Raw genomic sequence first — 17896 nt, 5'->3', positions numbered from 1 at the left:
GAAGAAGATAAAAGAGAGCCGGGAGAAAAAACGGAGAAAAGCAAAAGGACACCACAGAGACACAAGAGGCACAGAGGAGCACAGAGAAAAGCACAATAACTTCATTAACCCTATCTGAAAGTTGACCATGCTTGCATTACGGAAAGTATCAAAACAGTTCGGGCCGCAGGTATTATTTCAGGATGTAGATCTTCAGGTCAGTCTGAACGACCGGATTGGTCTGATCGGACCGAACGGATCAGGAAAGACGACTATCTTCTCGCTGATTCTGGACGAGCAAATGCCAGATTCCGGTCAGATCGAGAGAAATAAGAACATGGTTATCGGCTGCCTGAAGCAGGAGGTGGTGGAAGACACATCCCGCCCTCTGCTGGAGGAAGCCACCGATATCTGTCCCCATCTGAACCGCATCAGGGAGCGGATTGACCTGTGGCAGGAAGAAATGGCCCACGAGGATGACCCGGAAAAAATACAGGACTATGTCCAGAAAATCGGCGAGTATCAGGCTGAATTTGAAGCCCGCGGCGGGTGGGACCTGGAGCACCAGGCCAAGCGCATCCTCTTCGGCCTGGGATTTCGGGACCAGGACCTGAACCGTCCGATCCGCGAATTCAGCGGAGGGTGGCGGATGCGCATTTCTCTGGCCAAACTGCTCCTTCAGGAGCCCGACCTCCTGCTGCTGGATGAGCCGACCAACCACCTCGACCTGGAGTCCATCATCTGGCTGGAGGATTTCCTCAAAGGATACCAGGGGGCCATGATCCTCATTTCCCACGACCGGAGATTTCTCAATAATATCGTTACCCGCATCGTGGAGATCGACCAGAAAACCCTTCAGCAGTATACGGGAAACTATGATGATTTTCTGGATCAAAAGCAGCTCCGGCAGGAAATCCTTGAGGCTTCTTACAGGAATCAGCAAAAAAAGATCGAAGCCACCGAGCGGTTCATCGAGCGGTTCCGCTACAAAGCCACCAAAGCCCGTCAGGTGCAAAGCCGGATCAAGTCTCTGGAGAAGATGGACAGGATCGAGCTTGACCAGAAGGCCAGTCAGTTTTCAATCACTATTCCCCCGCCTCCTGTGTCGGGAAAGGAGGTTATGCGGTTAAAAAATGTGCACAAGCGGTACGGTGACCGGACAGTCTATCACGGGCTGAACCTGGTTTTGCACCGGGGGGACAGGGTTGCCCTGGTTGGCCCCAATGGATCGGGAAAGTCAACCCTGCTGAAAATCATGGCCGGGGTGCTGGACATAGAAGGCGGTGAGGCAGTGGTAGGCTATAATGTCGCCAGGGCCTATTTTGCCCAGCACCAGCTTGAGATTCTCGATCCGGAGCATACGGTCCTCGAAGAAATCGATCCCTGTTTCGGGCCGGGCTCGCCCGTCTCTGCCCGCTCCTTTCTGGGGGCCTTTCTCTTCCGGGGAGATGATGTATTTAAAAAAATTGCTGTCCTGAGCGGAGGAGAGAAAAGCCGTCTGGTGCTGGCAAAAATGATCGCCCAAAAGCCCAATTTCCTCCTGCTGGATGAGCCGACCAACCATCTCGATATTCCCTCCCTGGATTGCCTGCAGGAAGCCCTCAGCCAGTATCCCGGCACCCTGTGCATGATCTCTCACGACCGGCTGTTCATCAATCACCTGGTTAATAAAATCATCCATATTCAGGATGGACGTCTGGAGGTTTTTCTCGGCAATTATGATGACTATCTCGAACAGATGGAGCAGAGGAAGGAAAAACTCGCCGCCTCCCCGCTGCTCTCTCCTTCGGCAGAGCCCGGCAGCAGCAGGGATGGAAAAGTCAGGAGCCGGGAGCAAAAGCGGCTTGAAGCCGAGAAAAGAAACCAGAAATTCCGCCGCCTGGACCCGCTCAGGAAAGAGTCGGGAAAAGTGCAGGAGGAATTAAACCTTGTGCTGGAAAAAATGGACCAGCTCGACAGACTGTTTGCCGATCCAAATTACTACCAGCAGCCTGAATTCTCCAGAAAATTGTATGAATATAAGGAGCTTGAGGCCAGAAACGAGGAACTTACCCACCGCTGGACCGAACTGGAAGAGCAGATTGAAGCCGTTGAGCGGGAATTGGCGGAGGAAGGATAGATTTGACCATACACTCCCCCCTTCCCTCCCCCTGAACCAAGGGGCGGCTTTCCCTATTATCGACACCCACCAACTGCATGGAGATGCACATAGCTGATGCATCCGCTCTCGGGCTTCTGCATCAGCTCGGCATGTTCTGCCACACGGCCGGGACTTAGCGACTGCTTCTGCCGTGCAACTGACTTTCAAAGGGGCGATAATCCTTAACAGCGGCTACTACATAAGGTGAAGTACATAATGCATAATGAGTGTAACATAGTACAGAACGAAGATAAGCGAAGTCGGCACAAGGTATCTCAGCATGTTTTAATCTCCCTTTACACCCCACACAATTAACCATACCCCCGGAAAAATAAAAAAACCACCAGAATAAATTTCTGGCGGCTGGGGGGGACAACTTATCTGATTCCATAACATAAAAGAGCCTGTTTCATTACAACTCAACCAGGCTGTTTTTATTATAAACAGACGGGTTAAAAAAAAGCAAGAGGAAAATATCGTAAAACTATTCAGGGGAGCATTACCTGATTGTTTACGATGCCTATTTTCACACTTCTTCTGCAAGACAGAATAGCCAAAAGGGTTTTATCCGAATCTCCCGGTAATGTATCCTTCTGTCCGTTCATCTTTTGGTGAGGTGAAAATCTTTGACGTTTCATCGAACTCTATCAATTCGCCCAAGAGCATAAAACCGGTATAATCCGAAACCCTGGCAGCCTGTTGCATGTTATGAGTAACGATAATGATGGTGTAATCTTTCTTAAGCTCTATCATCAGCTCTTCAACCCTCAGAGTGGCAATGGGATCAAGAGCAGAACATGGCTCATCCAGAAGTATTATTTCCGGCTCAATGGTGAGAAGACGAGCGATGCACAGGCGTTGTTTTGTTTCTTCCGAAAGGTTAAGAGCCGGGGTGTTGAGTTTATCTTTCAGCTCATCCAGGAGACCGACAGCCATGAGGCATTTTTCTACCGCATCTTTATATTTTTTCTTATTTTCACCGTGTACTTTCAACCCATAGACCATATTATCGTAGACTGATAAGGGGAAGGGATTAGGACGCTGAAAAACCATACCGACTTTGCGTCTTAATTCAACTAAATCAATATCTTTGATACTTTTGCCGTTAATTTCCAAAAGGCCGGTTATCTTCACCTCGTCAATCAATTCATTAAGCCGATTAAAGCAGCGCAGAAGCGTGGATTTGCCGCAGCCGGAAGGACCTATTAAGGCAGTAATGCTTTTCTCATAGACAGAAAAATTTATCTTTTTCAAAGCATGAAATTTGCCATAATAGAGATCCAGATCTTTTGTTTTCAGAGCAATGTTTTCCATCAGCCGAATCTTCCCAAGATATAATCTTCAGTCTTTTTCAGAGAAGGATTGGTAAACATTTTTTCCGTACTGGAATATTCGATCAGCTCTCCCATATAAAAAAAGATTGTGTAATCGGTAGACCTGGCAATCTGCTTGGTGTTGTTCGAGACCAGGATTATTGTATATTCCTGTTTCAACATATTTAAGGCTTCTTCAATCTTGGCTGTGGATATCGGGTCCAAGCCTGAACAAGGTTCGTCTAAAAGGATTATTTCGGGTTTCAGGGCCAGAGTCCTGGCCAAACAGAGCCTTTGTTGCTGCCCTCCAGAGAGTTTCAAGGCAGATGTTAAAAGTCTGTCTTTGACTTCTTCCCAGAGAAAGGCTTTTTTCAGGCTTTCTCTCACTATTTCGTTCAGTTGGAGCTTTTTATTAATACCCTTAAGCCTGGGGCCATAGGCCACATTTTCGTAAATAGAACGGGGCAGCGGGATGGGAACAGCAAACACTGTCCCTACCCGTCTTCTCAAATTTACTTCATTTACTTTCTCTTCCAGGATATTTTCATTATCAATAAATATTTTCCCTTCAACCGAAAACCCATCTTCAAAGCTTATCATCCTGTTGATCACCGAAATAAGAGTTGATTTTCCACTACCGGCAGGCCCCATGATACCGGTAATAGTATTTCGATAAATCTCCAGGTTTATCCCCTTTAAGACCTCATTTTTTTTAAAAAAGGCTCTGAGGTTCTCTATTTTTATTTTTATGTCCATACTCATCTATGAATATTTGGCATTTATGAATATTTGGCAATAATTTTATGCATAAAATAGTAAGCTATCACATTAATGGTCAGAATACTGAGAACGAGAATCCAGGCTGTACCATAAGCCTTTTCCATGGATATTCCTTCTCTGGCCAGAATATAGAAATGTACTGACATAGTCCGGCCGGATTCCATTAATGAAGCGGGCAAGCGGAGGGAACTGCCCATAGTAAAAATAACCGCTGCCGTCTCACCAACCACCCTCCCTATACTCAGCATAATCCCGGTTAAAATTCCCGGTGTGGCTGAGGGAAGAACTACTTTGGTTATGGTCTCCCACTTGGTTGCTCCCAATGAGTAGCTGACCTTGCGTAAGTTATTGGGGATAGATTTGATCGCCTCCTCACTGGTACGGATAACAGTTGGGAGTATCATGATAGTTACGGTCAGAGAACCGGCTAACAATGACCAGCCCATCTTTAATTTTATAACAAAAAATATAAATCCGAACAGGCCATAGATAATGGATGGAATACCGGCCAAGGACTCTACACCAAAGCGGATTATCCTGGTCAAGGTGGATTCTTTGATATACTCGGTGAGAAAAATCGCCGTACCAACCCCCAATGGAGTTGCCAAAAGTATAGAAAGCATGGCCAAAAAAAATGTGCTGATAATCGAAGGGAATATTCCTCCCTGTCTCCCCATATTCCCTGGAGGATAAAGAATAAACTCCAGGTTGAAATTGGCAAAACCCTTGACAAAGATGATGACAATAATAACGACTAAAACGCTTACGGCAAAGAATGCCTGCAAATTAAAAACTATTTGAACGAGCTTATCGGTAATCCGCGGATTGATTCTCATGTAATTATCTTATTTAATTATTTTATTTTTAAAGATAAAATTAGCTATATAGTTAAGAATCATGATAATAATAAGCAGAACAACCCCGGTAGCAAATAATCCCTTACGATGATCACCGTTGGCATAGGCAAGTTCCAGGGCAATGTTACTCGTTAGTGTCCGTAATGGTTCCAGAGGGCCGGCAGGAATCTTGAGGGCATTTCCTGCAACCATGATCACAGCCATAGTTTCACCGATGGCCCTGCCCATTCCTAAAATGAAACTGGCCAGGATACCCGAACTGGCAGAAGGAACGACCACCATACGTATAGTTTGCCATTTGGTTGCTCCCATAGCCAATGAACCATCCCGATAAGTCTTAGGTACACTTTGCAGAGAATCATATGAGATACTGATAATGGTCGGTAAAATCATTATACCCAAGACCATTGATGTGGTAAGAAGACAGAAACCGGAACCTCCGAGATAGTTTCTTATCAAGGGGACGATGTAGATCAACCCTAAAAACCCATAAACCACCGAAGGAATACTGGCCAGAAGCTCCAGCCCTGGTTTGAGGAATATTTTCATTTTTTTCCCTGCATATTCAGAAAGATAGATAGCACAGGAAAGCCCCAGTTGGGCACCGATTATTAACGCACCAATGGTCACCAAGAAGGAAGAAATGATCATAGGGAAAATACCGAAAAAACCTTTCGTAGGTGCCCACTTGAAGCCAAAAATGATTTTATTGAAGCCAACTTTGCTGAATAATGGTAATCCTTCGATAAAGATAAATATAAAAATGAGAAATAAAAACAGAATTGACGAAAAGGCAAACATCGTCAAAACCCATTTAATATACCGTTCTCGGGGAATGCCATTTTCGGTCATATGGAATGAAGACGCAAGCTCCATGAAAAGGCCCCTCATATATCTATCTTGTGAAACAGATTTCTCAATCATGTATGGAAACCAGACCTTCTTTTTTCAGGATACTCTGTCCTTCATGAGAAAGGACATATTCGATAAATTTTTTTGCTCCATCTTGAGGATCAGCATTGGTTAAATACAGAAAAGGACGGACAATTTTATATTTTTTTTGTTTAATATTAGTTATTGAAGGGGAAACGCCATCTATGATAACTGCTTTAACCCTTTTGTCCACTAATCCAAGAGAGATATACCCTATGGCATAAGGATCAGTCGCCACAACCTCCTTTACTGATCCGTTAGAATCCTGAACCATAATACTATCATCAATGCTATCTTTTTGCATAACCAAATCTTCAAAACTGCCTCGGGTCCCGGAGCCTTCCTCGCGAGTTACGACATCTATTTTACGGTCGATCCAACCTAACTCTTTCCAGTTAGTGATCTTCCCATTAAAGATATCTTTTACCTGTTGAAGAGAAAGAGCCTCTACTGAATTATTTGGGTTGACCACGAGGGCAATACCGTCATAGCATATCACAATCTCGTTGAGCTCTTTTTCATCCTCTTTAAGCTCTCGGGAAGACATACCTATATCCGAGGTTTTGTTAAGGCAGGACTGAATACCGGCGGTTGAACCGCCACCCTGAACATTAATTGAATAATTTGAATGATCGATCATAAAATATTCAGCCAATTTTTCCGTGAAAGGCATAACAGAAGTAGAACCGGCAATAGTAATTATATGATTTTTTCGATTTGGATTGCCGTTAGAGTTACTATTACATGCGCTTATGGCCATAACCAAAAGAAAAAGAAAGAGGATTAAAGATCGGCGAATATCTGCTTGAATGTATTCCATCCTGGCTCCTTGCCTGCTTCCATAATTGACCATTATAACCGAGTATAAGGTTATTGGTCAACCGTCCAAGAATTTTGCGTGTTCTATCCCCAGCCACCTTCGACAGTCCCGCTATCAGCACTCCTGAACAGGGTAATCCCGGCACTTTTATGATGCCTATTGCCGGTGTGCCAGCCTGCTCGAAAAATTACTGTCGGAGAGAGGGTTATGGGGTTGAGATTGATGATCGGATTGATGATCGGTAAGGGTGTGCCGCATTTTATCACTCTCCTGTAAAGCTGCCGACAGATCTCGAATGACCTGTCCCAATTGTTCCTGGTGCCGTCCATATCCAGCCCAGTCACCTTTCCGGAAGCTGTCTGTAGAAGCTTGAAAACATTGGGTCACCCTTCTGGCCAGATCGATAATCGACTGATTGGCCATCCGGTGTCCTGCCGGTTGGATCTGGCACAGATCATGCTCTTCCAGGAGATGCGGATCTTGTGACGCCGTCAGAGAAGGAACCTGGGCAGTTTCCTGACCGAATATCTCCTGCAAAGCCTCAGACAGCGTTTGCTTCATCTCTATTTTTTCCCCATAGGCGACAATAACCCGCTTCAGCTCGGGTACGTTGCTTCGATCATTGGCCAGAAGATAAACCGGCTCGACATAGAGAATGGATTCTTCAATGGGAATTACCAGTAAATCCCCCCTGAAGACATCAGACCCTTGCTGGCTCCATAAGGTCAATTGGCTGGAGATCTCGGTCTGCTGGTCGATACGGGCTTCGATCTGACGGGGGCCGTAAATCAGCTTTTCCTTGGGCAGCTTATATACCAACAGCTTGCCATAATCCGGTCCATCGCACCGGGCGCACATCCAGGCAATCATGTTGCTTTTACTGTCAGGAGTAAACGGAACCATGAGCAAAAATTCCTCTTCCTGATAGTCCGGCAGGCGCATGGTCAGGTAATACCCCCGCATCGGTGAACCAGTCTGCCCGGTAACTCCTCGCTGCAGCGGCAGGTCCCATAAATCTTCCTTATTGTAAAATACCTGGGCATTACTCATATGGTAGAGCCGGTACATGTGAGCCTGAATTTCAAACAGGTCCCGGGGGTAGCGGATGTGAGCCCGCAAGTCCTGCGGCATTCTGGAGAAGTGTTTAAAAAGCCGGGGGTATATTCTCCGGTAGGTCCGGATAATCGGCTCTTCCTCATCCACCATATAAAAGGTAGTTTCCCCGCTATAGGCATCGATGGTTATTTTCACCGAATTGCGGATATAATTGATCATCTTCATCCCGGCCTTGCGGTCTGCCGAAAGAGCCGACATCACCGGAGAGGAAAGGTCGGAATCCGAGGCCAGGGCGATTCGCTCGGAATAAGGATACATATCGGTAGTGGTATATGCATCGAGAATCCAGAAGATGCGCCCGGCATCCGACACCACTACATAGGGGTCCCGGTCGTAGGTCAAAAAAGGCGCCAGGGTCTTGACCCGGTCCTTGATTTGACGGTGGATCAGTATCCGGCTTTGCGGCGTGAGGTAGTTGGTAAACAAAATCCTGGGCTCCAGGTATTTGATTGAAAAAACCAGCCGGTTAAAAAAAGAACCGATGGGAACGCTGCTTTTCTCTCGATATTTCGTGTAGACATTGGTGTCTCCCTTGGGATAATCGAATTCCTGGGATTTTGTATTGACAATAACAAAGTCTTTGGTTTTTTCACCATAGTAAATCTCAGGCCGGGAAATATTGAGCAGTGATTGACTGGCCGGAGGAATATCTTTGACAATCAGGTTGGGCAATCCCTTTTCGGTTACATCATTGACAAGGTTCATACACAGGCCATAACCGTGGGTATACTTGAAATATCTGTTTTCAAATGTCTGAGCCTGAGGGGGGAGGTTATTTTGGTCCAATTCACGGACGGAGAGCATGATCTGGGTTTTTTTCCCATCCAGGAGGTAGCGGTCCTCATCCACGCTGACAAAGCTGTAGTATAAGCGCATCTCCTGCAGTTCACGGTAGGTTTGTTTCAGGGGACTTTTATCCCACAATTTGACATTCTTCAGGGTCGGGGAATTTTTCCGGATGTCTTCGAGAGTCAGGTTCGCCGAAGCCTGAAAGTCTCTCTCTTCAATCTTATCCAGATTGTATCCGGCCCGGGTATACTGGATATTACGCTGGATATATGGCTCCTCTTTGGTTAATTCATTTGGCTGAACAACAAGTTTCTGAAACACCCAGGGATAAAAATTATTTCCCAGGATGGACAGGGCAAAGAGCGTGGCCAGACCGATGAGCGGCCACTTCCATCCTTCAGCCGAGGTATTGAACCAGAATACCAGTGCACACACCGCAGCAATAACGATAAAGACCCAATAAGCAATCAGTTGAGCATTCATGTCCGTATAGCCGGCACCGAAAACCACCCCGCGGTTGGAATACAGAAGTCCCAGCAATTTCAGCCTGCTGTCCCAGGCTATGAGAAGCAGGATAAAACCATTCAGCACCGACAGGTGAACCTTGGCCCTCCGAGTGAAGCTGATCTCGCCCGGCTTAAGGTTCATGGCCTTATCTTTGACATAGATATAGCCCACCAGCACACTGGTTATCAGGAGTGCACAAAAAAGCCATTGCTGCAAGAAAACATAAATTGGATACGTGAACACGAAAAATCCGATATCCCGATGGAAAATCGGGTCCACCTGGGCGAAGGGCTTCTGATACAGGAAGCGCAGGAATGAGTCCCAGGAGCGAAGAGCAGGCCACAGTCCCATGAGCCCGCCAAGGAGAAGACAGGCCACGATCAGCAGCTTATCGACCTGCTCCGGTTGAAGGGGAATAACCTTTACCCCGCCCGGCTCCTGAGTCCGGTAAGACAACTCCCAGTGATTTTTGGGAGCCCCGATTTTCCTGGCCAGGTATATGTTGATGCCGGCCACCAGAACAAAGGCCATTCCAAAAATGAACCACACTGACCACTTGGTCAGGAAAATAGTCCAGAATACCGGGGAATAGTGCAGAGATTTAAACCAGAGAAGCTCCCCGTACAGATGGGCCATCTCTCTGATGGCCACTACAGCCAAAAAATCCAGGAGAATAAAAAGAGCGGTACGAAAAATAATTTTCCTTTTAACTTCCATAAGTCCTCCCTACTATTATAATCGAGCTCCTCATCGAGGAGCTCAAATACTATTGCAAATAAAATACCTGGTGGATTGTCATCACGGGTCTACCGGCCTCCGGTAGCAGGGAGGCCGGTAGAGGATAAAATCGAATTTCCGTACTCCTTATAGACACTATTACCTGACTATTACTTACTTCCTCCTACCCCATGGGCTGAATTTCGAATCCTTGAGCCCTGGTAAAAGTCAGGTTCTGACCATCCTGGGCCGGGAACTCACCAGATGGCGGAAATCCGCCGGGTGGTTGGCCCCCGCCCGTCGGAAATCCGCCCGGTGGCGGGAATCCTGCTGGGGTTGGATTCCGCCAGGGGACGGAAATCCACCTGGAGGTTGGAATCCACCCGGAGGCTGAACTCCACCATCCGCCCCGGGAAGTTGCGGTGCAGGAAACTCGATTGATTCAGAACGGGAATTGGATTTATTCGTAATAACGATCGAGATGCTGCTGTATGGCTTCTGAATTCACTATCATGATAACTCAAATATCATGCCAAGGGTGTTTCACTTCGTAACCCATTGGAAAATTGATCTTACCTGCTTGTTATGAGCCTGTTCCTCATTATTAATTCGCCCATCCGGACGATCTATCAGCCGGGACGGACGAATGGGTTGCATATTGAATACAGCTTTATGGAAATTATGATAGCGAAGGCAGGCGCGAAGTGAATGAACCGCAGAGGAAAAATGCAAGAGAGGGCAAAGTCATGGCTGACTTTGCCCTCTCTTACTGATAAAAATCAATCCAGACAACCTGGCAGTCCTAGATATTTTTTAAAAATGCACAGCGCATCCGCTGGAGTAACACTGCCGTTCATATCTACATCAGCACAATCAGGACAGGCGGCCAGGCTGAGGTAACACCGAAACGCACTGAGAGCGTCTGCCGGAGAAACGTTTCCATCTCCATTCAGGTCTCCATGAATGGGATTATTCGGGCAGGGATCTTCATCAGCGCAGATTCCATCCCCATCAGCATCATTGGCCGGATCGTTGAAGCAGGCATCACATGCATCCCCAATGCCGTCACCATCGGGATCAAGCTGGTCCCTGTTTGAAACAGCCGGACAGTTGTCCCTCTGATCAGGCACACCGTCAGAATCAGTATCGGTCATGGTTCCCGCCTGGGTTATGGAATTTGCAGAGCCGGGGGTAGGTTTATCGAACGACACCCAGGGCTCTCCACCATCGTGCGCCCTTCCCTGCGAAACATTTGTGGTCTGCGCTGCGAAGGTCAGGGTATCGATAGCCGCATTTCCTCTGGCATCGGTGTCGAACAGACCGATCGCTTCCCCGCTTTTACTGAGCTTGAAGTTGGCATGAGTATTCCCCTGCCCTTTATTTTCATCAGCCCAGAAAAGCAGGTAACCTTTGGCCGGAATACTCACTCCCTCCGGAATCTGCCATTTGGTCGGCCTGGTCAAATCATCGGTCAGATACATACCGGCCATATTGACAGCCGAATTGCCTGAATTGTAGATTTCGATCCAGTCCTCAAACTTTCCCGGCTCGTCGGGGTCCTCAATCGTGCCGGTATTATCAGCCATGAACTCGTTGAGGTAAAGCCGGGGGGGGAGCTCATCCAGCGGCTGGAGTCCGGGGTTAATGGCATTACTTGCCAGGATTTCAAATGCGGCTGACCTGGTGAAGATCATATTCTGACCACTGGGAGGCATGGCTATGGGCATACCCTGTCCTGCCGGAGGCTGAGCCCCTGCCGGAGGCTGAGCCCCTGCTGGAAGCTGCATTCCAGCCGGAGGCTGAAATCCGGCAGGGGGTTGGAACCCGGCTGGCGGCTGGAATCCGGCTGGGGGTTGTGATCCAGTCGGGAGTTGAAATCCAGCCGGAAGCTGGGTCCCTGCCGGAGGCTGAAATCCGCCTGGGAACTGGGCTCCACCGCCTGGCGCAGTGCCCCCCGATGCAGGAAACTCGATGGAAATGTCCTTCATCCCAGGCGGCTCATCTGCCGGAATGTCAAATACGGCTGTTATCTGAAGTCCGTTGCGGTTCATATCTCTTCCCGTCAGGGTAGCAATCTTCACGCTGACTGGAGTAATCCCGGCAGGAAGCATGGCTGCCTGCTGGCTTAAGGTTATGGCAACGGTTACATTCTTATCCCCCTGTTTTGCCTGCGAAGGTGAAACCTTTTCAATGAGCGATGCCAGAGGCTCTGCCTCATCCACCTGGCCGTCACAATCATTATCTTTGCCATCCCGGACTTCGGCCTGGGGTTGAAGCGCAGTGCACCCGGCCCACCGGCCATTCCGGCAGGTCTCCGTTCCGATGCCGCAGGCGCTGGAACAAGCTCTGGTCAGATTTTCATCCACCTGGCCATCGCAGTCATTATCTATGCCGTCACAAGCTTCCTGGGCCGCTGGATGTACAGCCGGGTTATTATCAGCACAGTCTCCTTCGCCGGTTTCGTATCCATCCACATCTTTATCCGAATCCAATGTCTGATTACCGGAAATGCCTCCACCGGAAACAAAGGAGAGATTCTCGCCATTGGGAGTCGGGGACATGGACTGAAGCTGGCCAGTGCCATTCGGGAACCTCCCGAACGATACATCCGCCTCCTGTTTTCCAAACACCACGGAATCGAGAATGGCATTTCCCCGCTCGTCCGTATCCACGAGCATGACACTTTCCCCATCGGTCGAGAGCTTGAAATTGGCATGGAGCCCTGGCTGATCACTCCCATCTTCATCAGCCCAAATCAGCAGATAACCTCCCGGAGCAATCACCGTTCCCTCCGGTATTTTCCACTTGAGGGGGCTGTCTTCCCTGTCACTCAGATACATTCCCGAAAGGTCTGCCTGCCGATTGCTGACATTCAAAAGCTCGATCCAGTCCTCGTACTCTCCCTGGGGATCCTGAATAGTCGCCTCGTTTTTTGCCATTAACTCGTTGATAACAACAGGAGTATTTACCGCAACGGGGATGAACACGCTGTACGTGAAAACCCGATGTTCGGCACCCGAAGGTGCAAAAGAGGTGCTTTGTACCGTATCAGCGCTCCTGGCTTCAATATAATAACGGACCAGGCTGCCCGCAGGGCAGGGAGGGATTTCCCCGCCATACATGCCATCACCTTTTCTCCCATCCCCATGAGCACCATCATCGAACATGGACACACGGGTAAAGGATCCGACGGCTCCTGCGGCATAATAGAGGGTAACATCTCCGATGCCAGCCTCTCCCTCAACCTGAGCCGTTATTCTTACGGATTGACCAGGGAGGGGGGAAGCACTATCTCCCTGCGATACCGTGCGGGCAACCGAAGAAATCTGAGGAGCCGCTCTGTTTATTTCCTCGTGGTTAAGCAGGTAATTCCGGCGATTTTTCACAAAATTCTCAAGATCGGTGAAACTTTTTTCAAATTGATCATTCGAATACAGCTTCTTGGTATCCAGCCTGACTTCATCGGCAATGAGCGCTTTATAGGCTTCGACCTGCGGTGCCAGGATGTTCCAATCGAGACACTCGTTGATGATGGTTCTCAGGTGTGCCAGGTAGCGCTGACGGAACTGCGGGACAGCCAGAAGCCTGCTTATCACCGGACGGCTCGTGCTGTTCTCGCCTGAAAACGGATCGAGGTTGACATCACGGGAATTGAAAGTCTCATTGCCATCATGTTCCAAGGGGTGAATTTGCCCGGTTTCCACTTCATAATAGATCTGGTAATCCCAGCCCTTGGTCAGATAACTATCCTCGTCCGTGAAGATGTTCTCCAGTGCCAGGAACCACAGCCACCGATCGACAGCCAGGACAGACTCCAGGGTGTCCGGCAGTTGCTCCAGGGGCGTGTTGTTTAAGATGTCGCAGGTTGTAATCAGATTTGCCCACGGATCGGATGTTTTCCCTGACTTTAATTCATACGCCTGTTCGTATTGAGCGCTGTCAGTTCCCAGCCAGGTCAAAGCGCCGTTACCACCGCCGAACATCATCATACCGCCGCCGCCACCAAACATCATATTGCCGCCAGCAGCAACCCTGTTAGGATCAACAGCCATGCCACCAAAACCACCCCTGCCTCCCCATGTAAAAGCAGCCGTGTTAGGATCACCGAATGGCATCATCCACGGCATCCCGCCAGGAACCATGTTAGGATCAAACATACCACCGGGAGGCATGCCACCAGCAACAAACATTCCACCGGCAGCAGCCGTGTTAGGATCACCGAATGGCATCATCCACGGCATCCCGCCAGGAACCATGTTAGGATCCCCAAAGGGCATTACCGGAGGGGTCCCCCCAGGGAGTATGCCAGCGGGAGGAGCCTGTTGAGTGGTACCCAAGGGTATTCTCCAGGGGCTGACAATGGTATTGAAATCTTCCGCCGTAATCTGGCCATCCCCATTCAGGTCTTTCGCCTCAGGACTGGCCATCCATTCTCCAAATGTCGGCTGTTGTGTCCTGCCGCCAGTCGGCCGCTGGGAGTTCAGAAAGGAAACATAATCCTCTTCCGTAATCTGGCCATCACCGTTCATGTCCTTTGCCGCAGTGCTGGCTGCCCATTCTGCAAATGTTTGCCGCTGCGGGCCTCCCGTGCCGATGGTAAAAGCTCCGCCCATTCCTCCTCCTACCTTCCATCGATCACCATCACTGCTCTGGAACCACTCTTCGATGAGGTCCGAGTTGTTTTGCTGCGCATTAACGTAAATTCCCCAATTTTCGCCGTTGATGATGAGCTTGACGAAATTCGCCTGAGGACAGGGTACATATTTTCTCATGATATTGAAATAGAGCACTTCGCGGATGAACGAGGGGTCCATACTGGCATTGTTCAAATTCAGGGTTTTATACCCCATCAACCTTTGATCGGGATTTGTTGCATCCAGCTCGATATTGAAGGATTTCTTCTGGGAATTTCCTGTCATCTGATATGATGTCATGCCCTTGAATCTGACCCCGACGCCAGGGTAAGTAACCCCATCCATGATAAGATCGGCGACAAGATTCTCGTCCCTGCCTGCATTGTGGTTAGTAATTAACTGCTGCCACCAGTCTTTCTGGGCGAATTCAAGGTATATGGTCCGTAATATCGTCTCGTCATACAGGCCGGAGGCGGCCACAGGCTTGCCAACAACCGTTTCACCGGTCGCTGCCGACCCGGTCATTGCTGCCTGGATGCCTCCAGCATACATCGCTGCTGTGTAAAGTACAGCCAATGATGCTGCTAAGGTTATGTATATGCGGTGCTTAATGTTCTTCATTGTCTTATCTTCCCTAACCCGGACAAATTGCCGGAACTCAAAAGATCCTTAAAATTCTCTTCATCCAATAGCATGAAATTCAGAACCAAGTACACGGTGCAGGAATTACGCGGACGGTTAGATACCCCCCTCACCTGCCAGCCCTCTCCCCGAAGGGGAGAGGGAGAAAATCGCTGTCCTTAAGCTGATAATTGCATGCATCACATTCCCATGCTGTCCCCTTTCTCTTCTTGTTGTCTGTTGTATGAAAAGGCCCCCACTCCGTTTTCTTTCAAAAACCCTTAAAAAGAGTCCCCTGAGTAAGGAGTTTTTGAAAGGGAAAAGCTTGACTTTGAGTTGCGCAGGGCTGAAAATTTTTTGAGTAGAGTGAGGGCCCATTTTGCATTACCTCATCATGATCCACCCCCTGAGTTTACCCCGCCAGGGGTTGGAGTGAGTGTCCGGGGTTTGCCGGTGCCATCGGGCAGGCGGCCATAGCTCGCGCCCGAAGGTGCATCTCCTGCTCCCCAGTCCAGCACATCGATAATGTTGGTATCCTGATAGTAAAGGCTGACGCAGTCATCAGAGCCCAGTTTGAAGGGCACGGAGAAGGAGCCGTCTTCGGGCTCCTGATCAGTGGCCAGGACAATGAAAAATTCACCGGGCTGTAAGGTAATATCAGGCAAGAATGCGTGCTCACGATCGGTGCTGTCGTCAATCAAGGCATAATCATTCAGATGAACGGAATCTTCGCCGAGGACATACAGCTCGATCCAGTCAGGGCCGCCGCCAGCATCTGCGGCCACAATTTCATTAATAACCAGAGAAGGTTTTGGAACCACCTCCGCAGGGGAATCCTCAGCCGCCCTGTTCACGGTGTTCGGGGTCGGGGTCAGTGTGCGGGCCGCACCCGTACCGTCGGGCAGACGGCCATAACTGGAGCCGGCCGGCACATCCCCTGCTTTCCAATCCAGCTCATCTACAACTTCAGCGTTCAAATAATAGAGGCTCACGCTGTCATCGGAGCCCAGCTTGAATGGCACGGAAATGGAGCCATCCCCAGGTTCCTGCTCAGTAGCCTGGACAACGATAAATTCACCGGGCTTCAGGACAATGTCGGGCAGGGGTTCAGGCTTCCGCCCCGGATTATCGTCAGCCAGTGAGTAATCACCCAGGTAAACAGGCTCCTGACCAATGGCATACAGCTCAATCCAATCAGGTCCGCCATCAGCGTCCTCGGCCATGATCTCGTTGACTGCCAGTTTCCCCGAACCGTCCCTGGCTTTGCCCGGGTCGCCGGCACCACATGCCGAGAGGAATAGTATCCCTGTAAGGAGAAGGATTAATCCTGTGTGCCTGAATTCTTTGACCACCGGCTAACCTCTACTGTATCACCAGGCTGAATTGTTTTGGTGCTGTTTTCTTCCGATCCATCATGACACCTTACTCTCGCGGAGCAGGATTTCCGTGAGCTTACTATTCTGTTGCTCAATTATCATGCCAAATTATCCGTATCAATATAACGTGTTGAGATCAATAAATATTAGGAGATCGTCAGAGGAACCGGCTAAGTTTAAAACTCGACTGTACGGGCGATTTATAAAACCGCGCGGTCGAATCGGGATTGATGGTGAACTGCCGGAAGAACCATTGATAAAAGGGTGAACGATGATATTATAGCCATTCAGGGGTCAGAATCCAGAAAAAATCCTGTATTCTGGATTCTGACCCCCCTTGTGTTCTATCGGGGACAAAGGTTTGCGGCCAGGATGACAATTACTGTTGCATCCTATCTTCGGTCAGGGAGCTGTTCATTCCTGCCCGGCTGTAGATAGAGATTCCGGCACGGGTAATTCCACGGTCTTTACGAGAGTAAAGTCAGGGAGCGTGTATTGAAGCACCATGTGACCTTGAACCACGGAGAGGAAACTTCCATTTGTACAGATGCTGGATGGACGGGGGCCGGGCGGCGGAGGCAGGATAGGGGTTGTATCTTCAGTATCCGCCGCCACTTCCGGCTGGGGTAATTCCACAGTCTTAATGAATGCCATGTCAGGGAGAGCATACTGATGCATCAGGGACCCTTGCAGAACATACAGGTAACTTACATCCGTGCAGACAGCAGACGGTCCTGGTCCGGGCGGCGGAGGCAGGGTGGCAGTGCTGTTTTCGGTATCTGAAGAAACTGCCGTCTGGGGTAATTCTATGCTCTTCACCAGACTCAAGTCAAGGATAGCATACTGATGAATCAGGGGACCTTGAACGGCATAGAGGTAGGTTCCGTCTGTACAGACATCGGCGTGGCCAGCTCCACCACCCTGTCGTTTGCCAAACGGCGGCTGTTGCCTGGAGGGAAAATTCGCCTGGGGTAGTGTGGAAGTGAGCCTGGGCTGAGATACCTGCCTGGCAGGTGCCGCCTGGTTTATTTGCCAGAGAGACGCTTTTCCCGCGGTATTGGCAGGGGATTGTCCAGCTTTCCTGCTCTGCAGAGCAAAAGCACGTGTTACGCCAAAAACGAAAACGAACAATAGAACGATAACGCTTAATCTACGGTAAAATTTCATAATCTTTTCTCCAGTTTATTATTATCTCATGGACATTTTCTCTGAAAATGATAACATCAGCTTAATTTTTCAAATAATTGCATTCCACCTCCTTTCCGGGCGATGGCTGTGCTTCAAGCAACGGGATCGATCCCTGGTATTGCTTGC

General features: G+C 49.0%; 11 protein-coding genes. 1 reads left to right on the top strand and 10 read right to left on the bottom strand.

What is annotated here, in order from left to right; translation table 11 throughout:
- Positions 1-127 precede the first annotated feature (127 nt).
- A complete protein-coding gene (locus AB1611_18260) occupies positions 128-2098 on the top strand; it encodes an ATP-binding cassette domain-containing protein (protein ID MEW6381527.1) in 1971 nt (656 codons plus the stop codon).
- Between the two features lie 585 nt (positions 2099-2683).
- Here the strand turns inward: AB1611_18260 and pstB are convergent.
- The 10 genes from pstB to AB1611_18210 all read right to left on the bottom strand — a co-directional run bounded on the left by pstB (position 2684) and on the right by AB1611_18210 (position 17749).
- On the bottom strand, positions 2684-3433 hold the full coding sequence (pstB, locus tag AB1611_18255) for a phosphate ABC transporter ATP-binding protein PstB (GenBank protein ID MEW6381526.1): 750 nt from the start codon (positions 3431-3433) through the stop codon (positions 2684-2686).
- Positions 3433-4188, bottom strand: a complete 756-nt coding sequence (locus AB1611_18250) for a phosphate ABC transporter ATP-binding protein (GenBank protein ID MEW6381525.1) — start codon at positions 4186-4188, stop codon at positions 3433-3435. Before AB1611_18250 ends, pstB begins: the two co-directional genes overlap by 1 nt.
- 23 nt (positions 4189-4211) lie before the next feature.
- The gene (gene pstA / locus AB1611_18245) at positions 4212-5048 is read right to left on the bottom strand and encodes a phosphate ABC transporter permease PstA (protein ID MEW6381524.1); all 837 of its coding nucleotides are present in this window, start codon (positions 5046-5048) and stop codon (positions 4212-4214) included.
- Between the two features lie 9 nt (positions 5049-5057).
- Positions 5058-5906 (bottom strand): phosphate ABC transporter permease subunit PstC, encoded by an 849-nt coding sequence (gene pstC / locus AB1611_18240; protein MEW6381523.1) that lies wholly within the window; start codon positions 5904-5906, stop codon positions 5058-5060.
- A 79-nt stretch (positions 5907-5985) separates the two neighbouring features.
- A complete protein-coding gene (locus AB1611_18235; protein ID MEW6381522.1) occupies positions 5986-6822 on the bottom strand; it encodes a phosphate ABC transporter substrate-binding protein in 837 nt (278 codons plus the stop codon).
- A gap of 156 nt (positions 6823-6978) precedes the next feature.
- Positions 6979-9951 (bottom strand): UPF0182 family protein, encoded by a 2973-nt coding sequence (locus tag AB1611_18230; protein MEW6381521.1) that lies wholly within the window; start codon positions 9949-9951, stop codon positions 6979-6981.
- A gap of 257 nt (positions 9952-10208) precedes the next feature.
- Positions 10209-10334, bottom strand: coding sequence for a hypothetical protein (locus AB1611_18225; protein MEW6381520.1), 126 nt, complete (start codon positions 10332-10334; stop codon positions 10209-10211).
- A 396-nt stretch (positions 10335-10730) separates the two neighbouring features.
- Positions 10731-15206 carry a CotH kinase family protein gene (locus AB1611_18220; protein MEW6381519.1) on the bottom strand — a complete coding sequence of 1492 codons (4476 nt, stop codon included), beginning with the start codon at positions 15204-15206 and terminating at the stop codon, positions 10731-10733.
- Positions 15207-15598: 392 nt separating this feature from the next.
- The gene (locus tag AB1611_18215; GenBank protein MEW6381518.1) at positions 15599-16558 is read right to left on the bottom strand and encodes a lamin tail domain-containing protein; all 960 of its coding nucleotides are present in this window, start codon (positions 16556-16558) and stop codon (positions 15599-15601) included.
- Between the two features lie 438 nt (positions 16559-16996).
- A complete protein-coding gene (locus tag AB1611_18210) occupies positions 16997-17749 on the bottom strand; it encodes a hypothetical protein (protein ID MEW6381517.1) in 753 nt (250 codons plus the stop codon).
- Between the last annotated feature and the right edge of the window lie 147 nt (positions 17750-17896).

Source organism: bacterium (assembly GCA_040755755.1).
In the GTDB taxonomy this organism is placed as follows: Bacteria; SZUA-182; SZUA-182; order DTGQ01; family DTGQ01; genus DTGQ01.
This window is presented reverse-complemented; position numbering and strand designations above follow the sequence as displayed.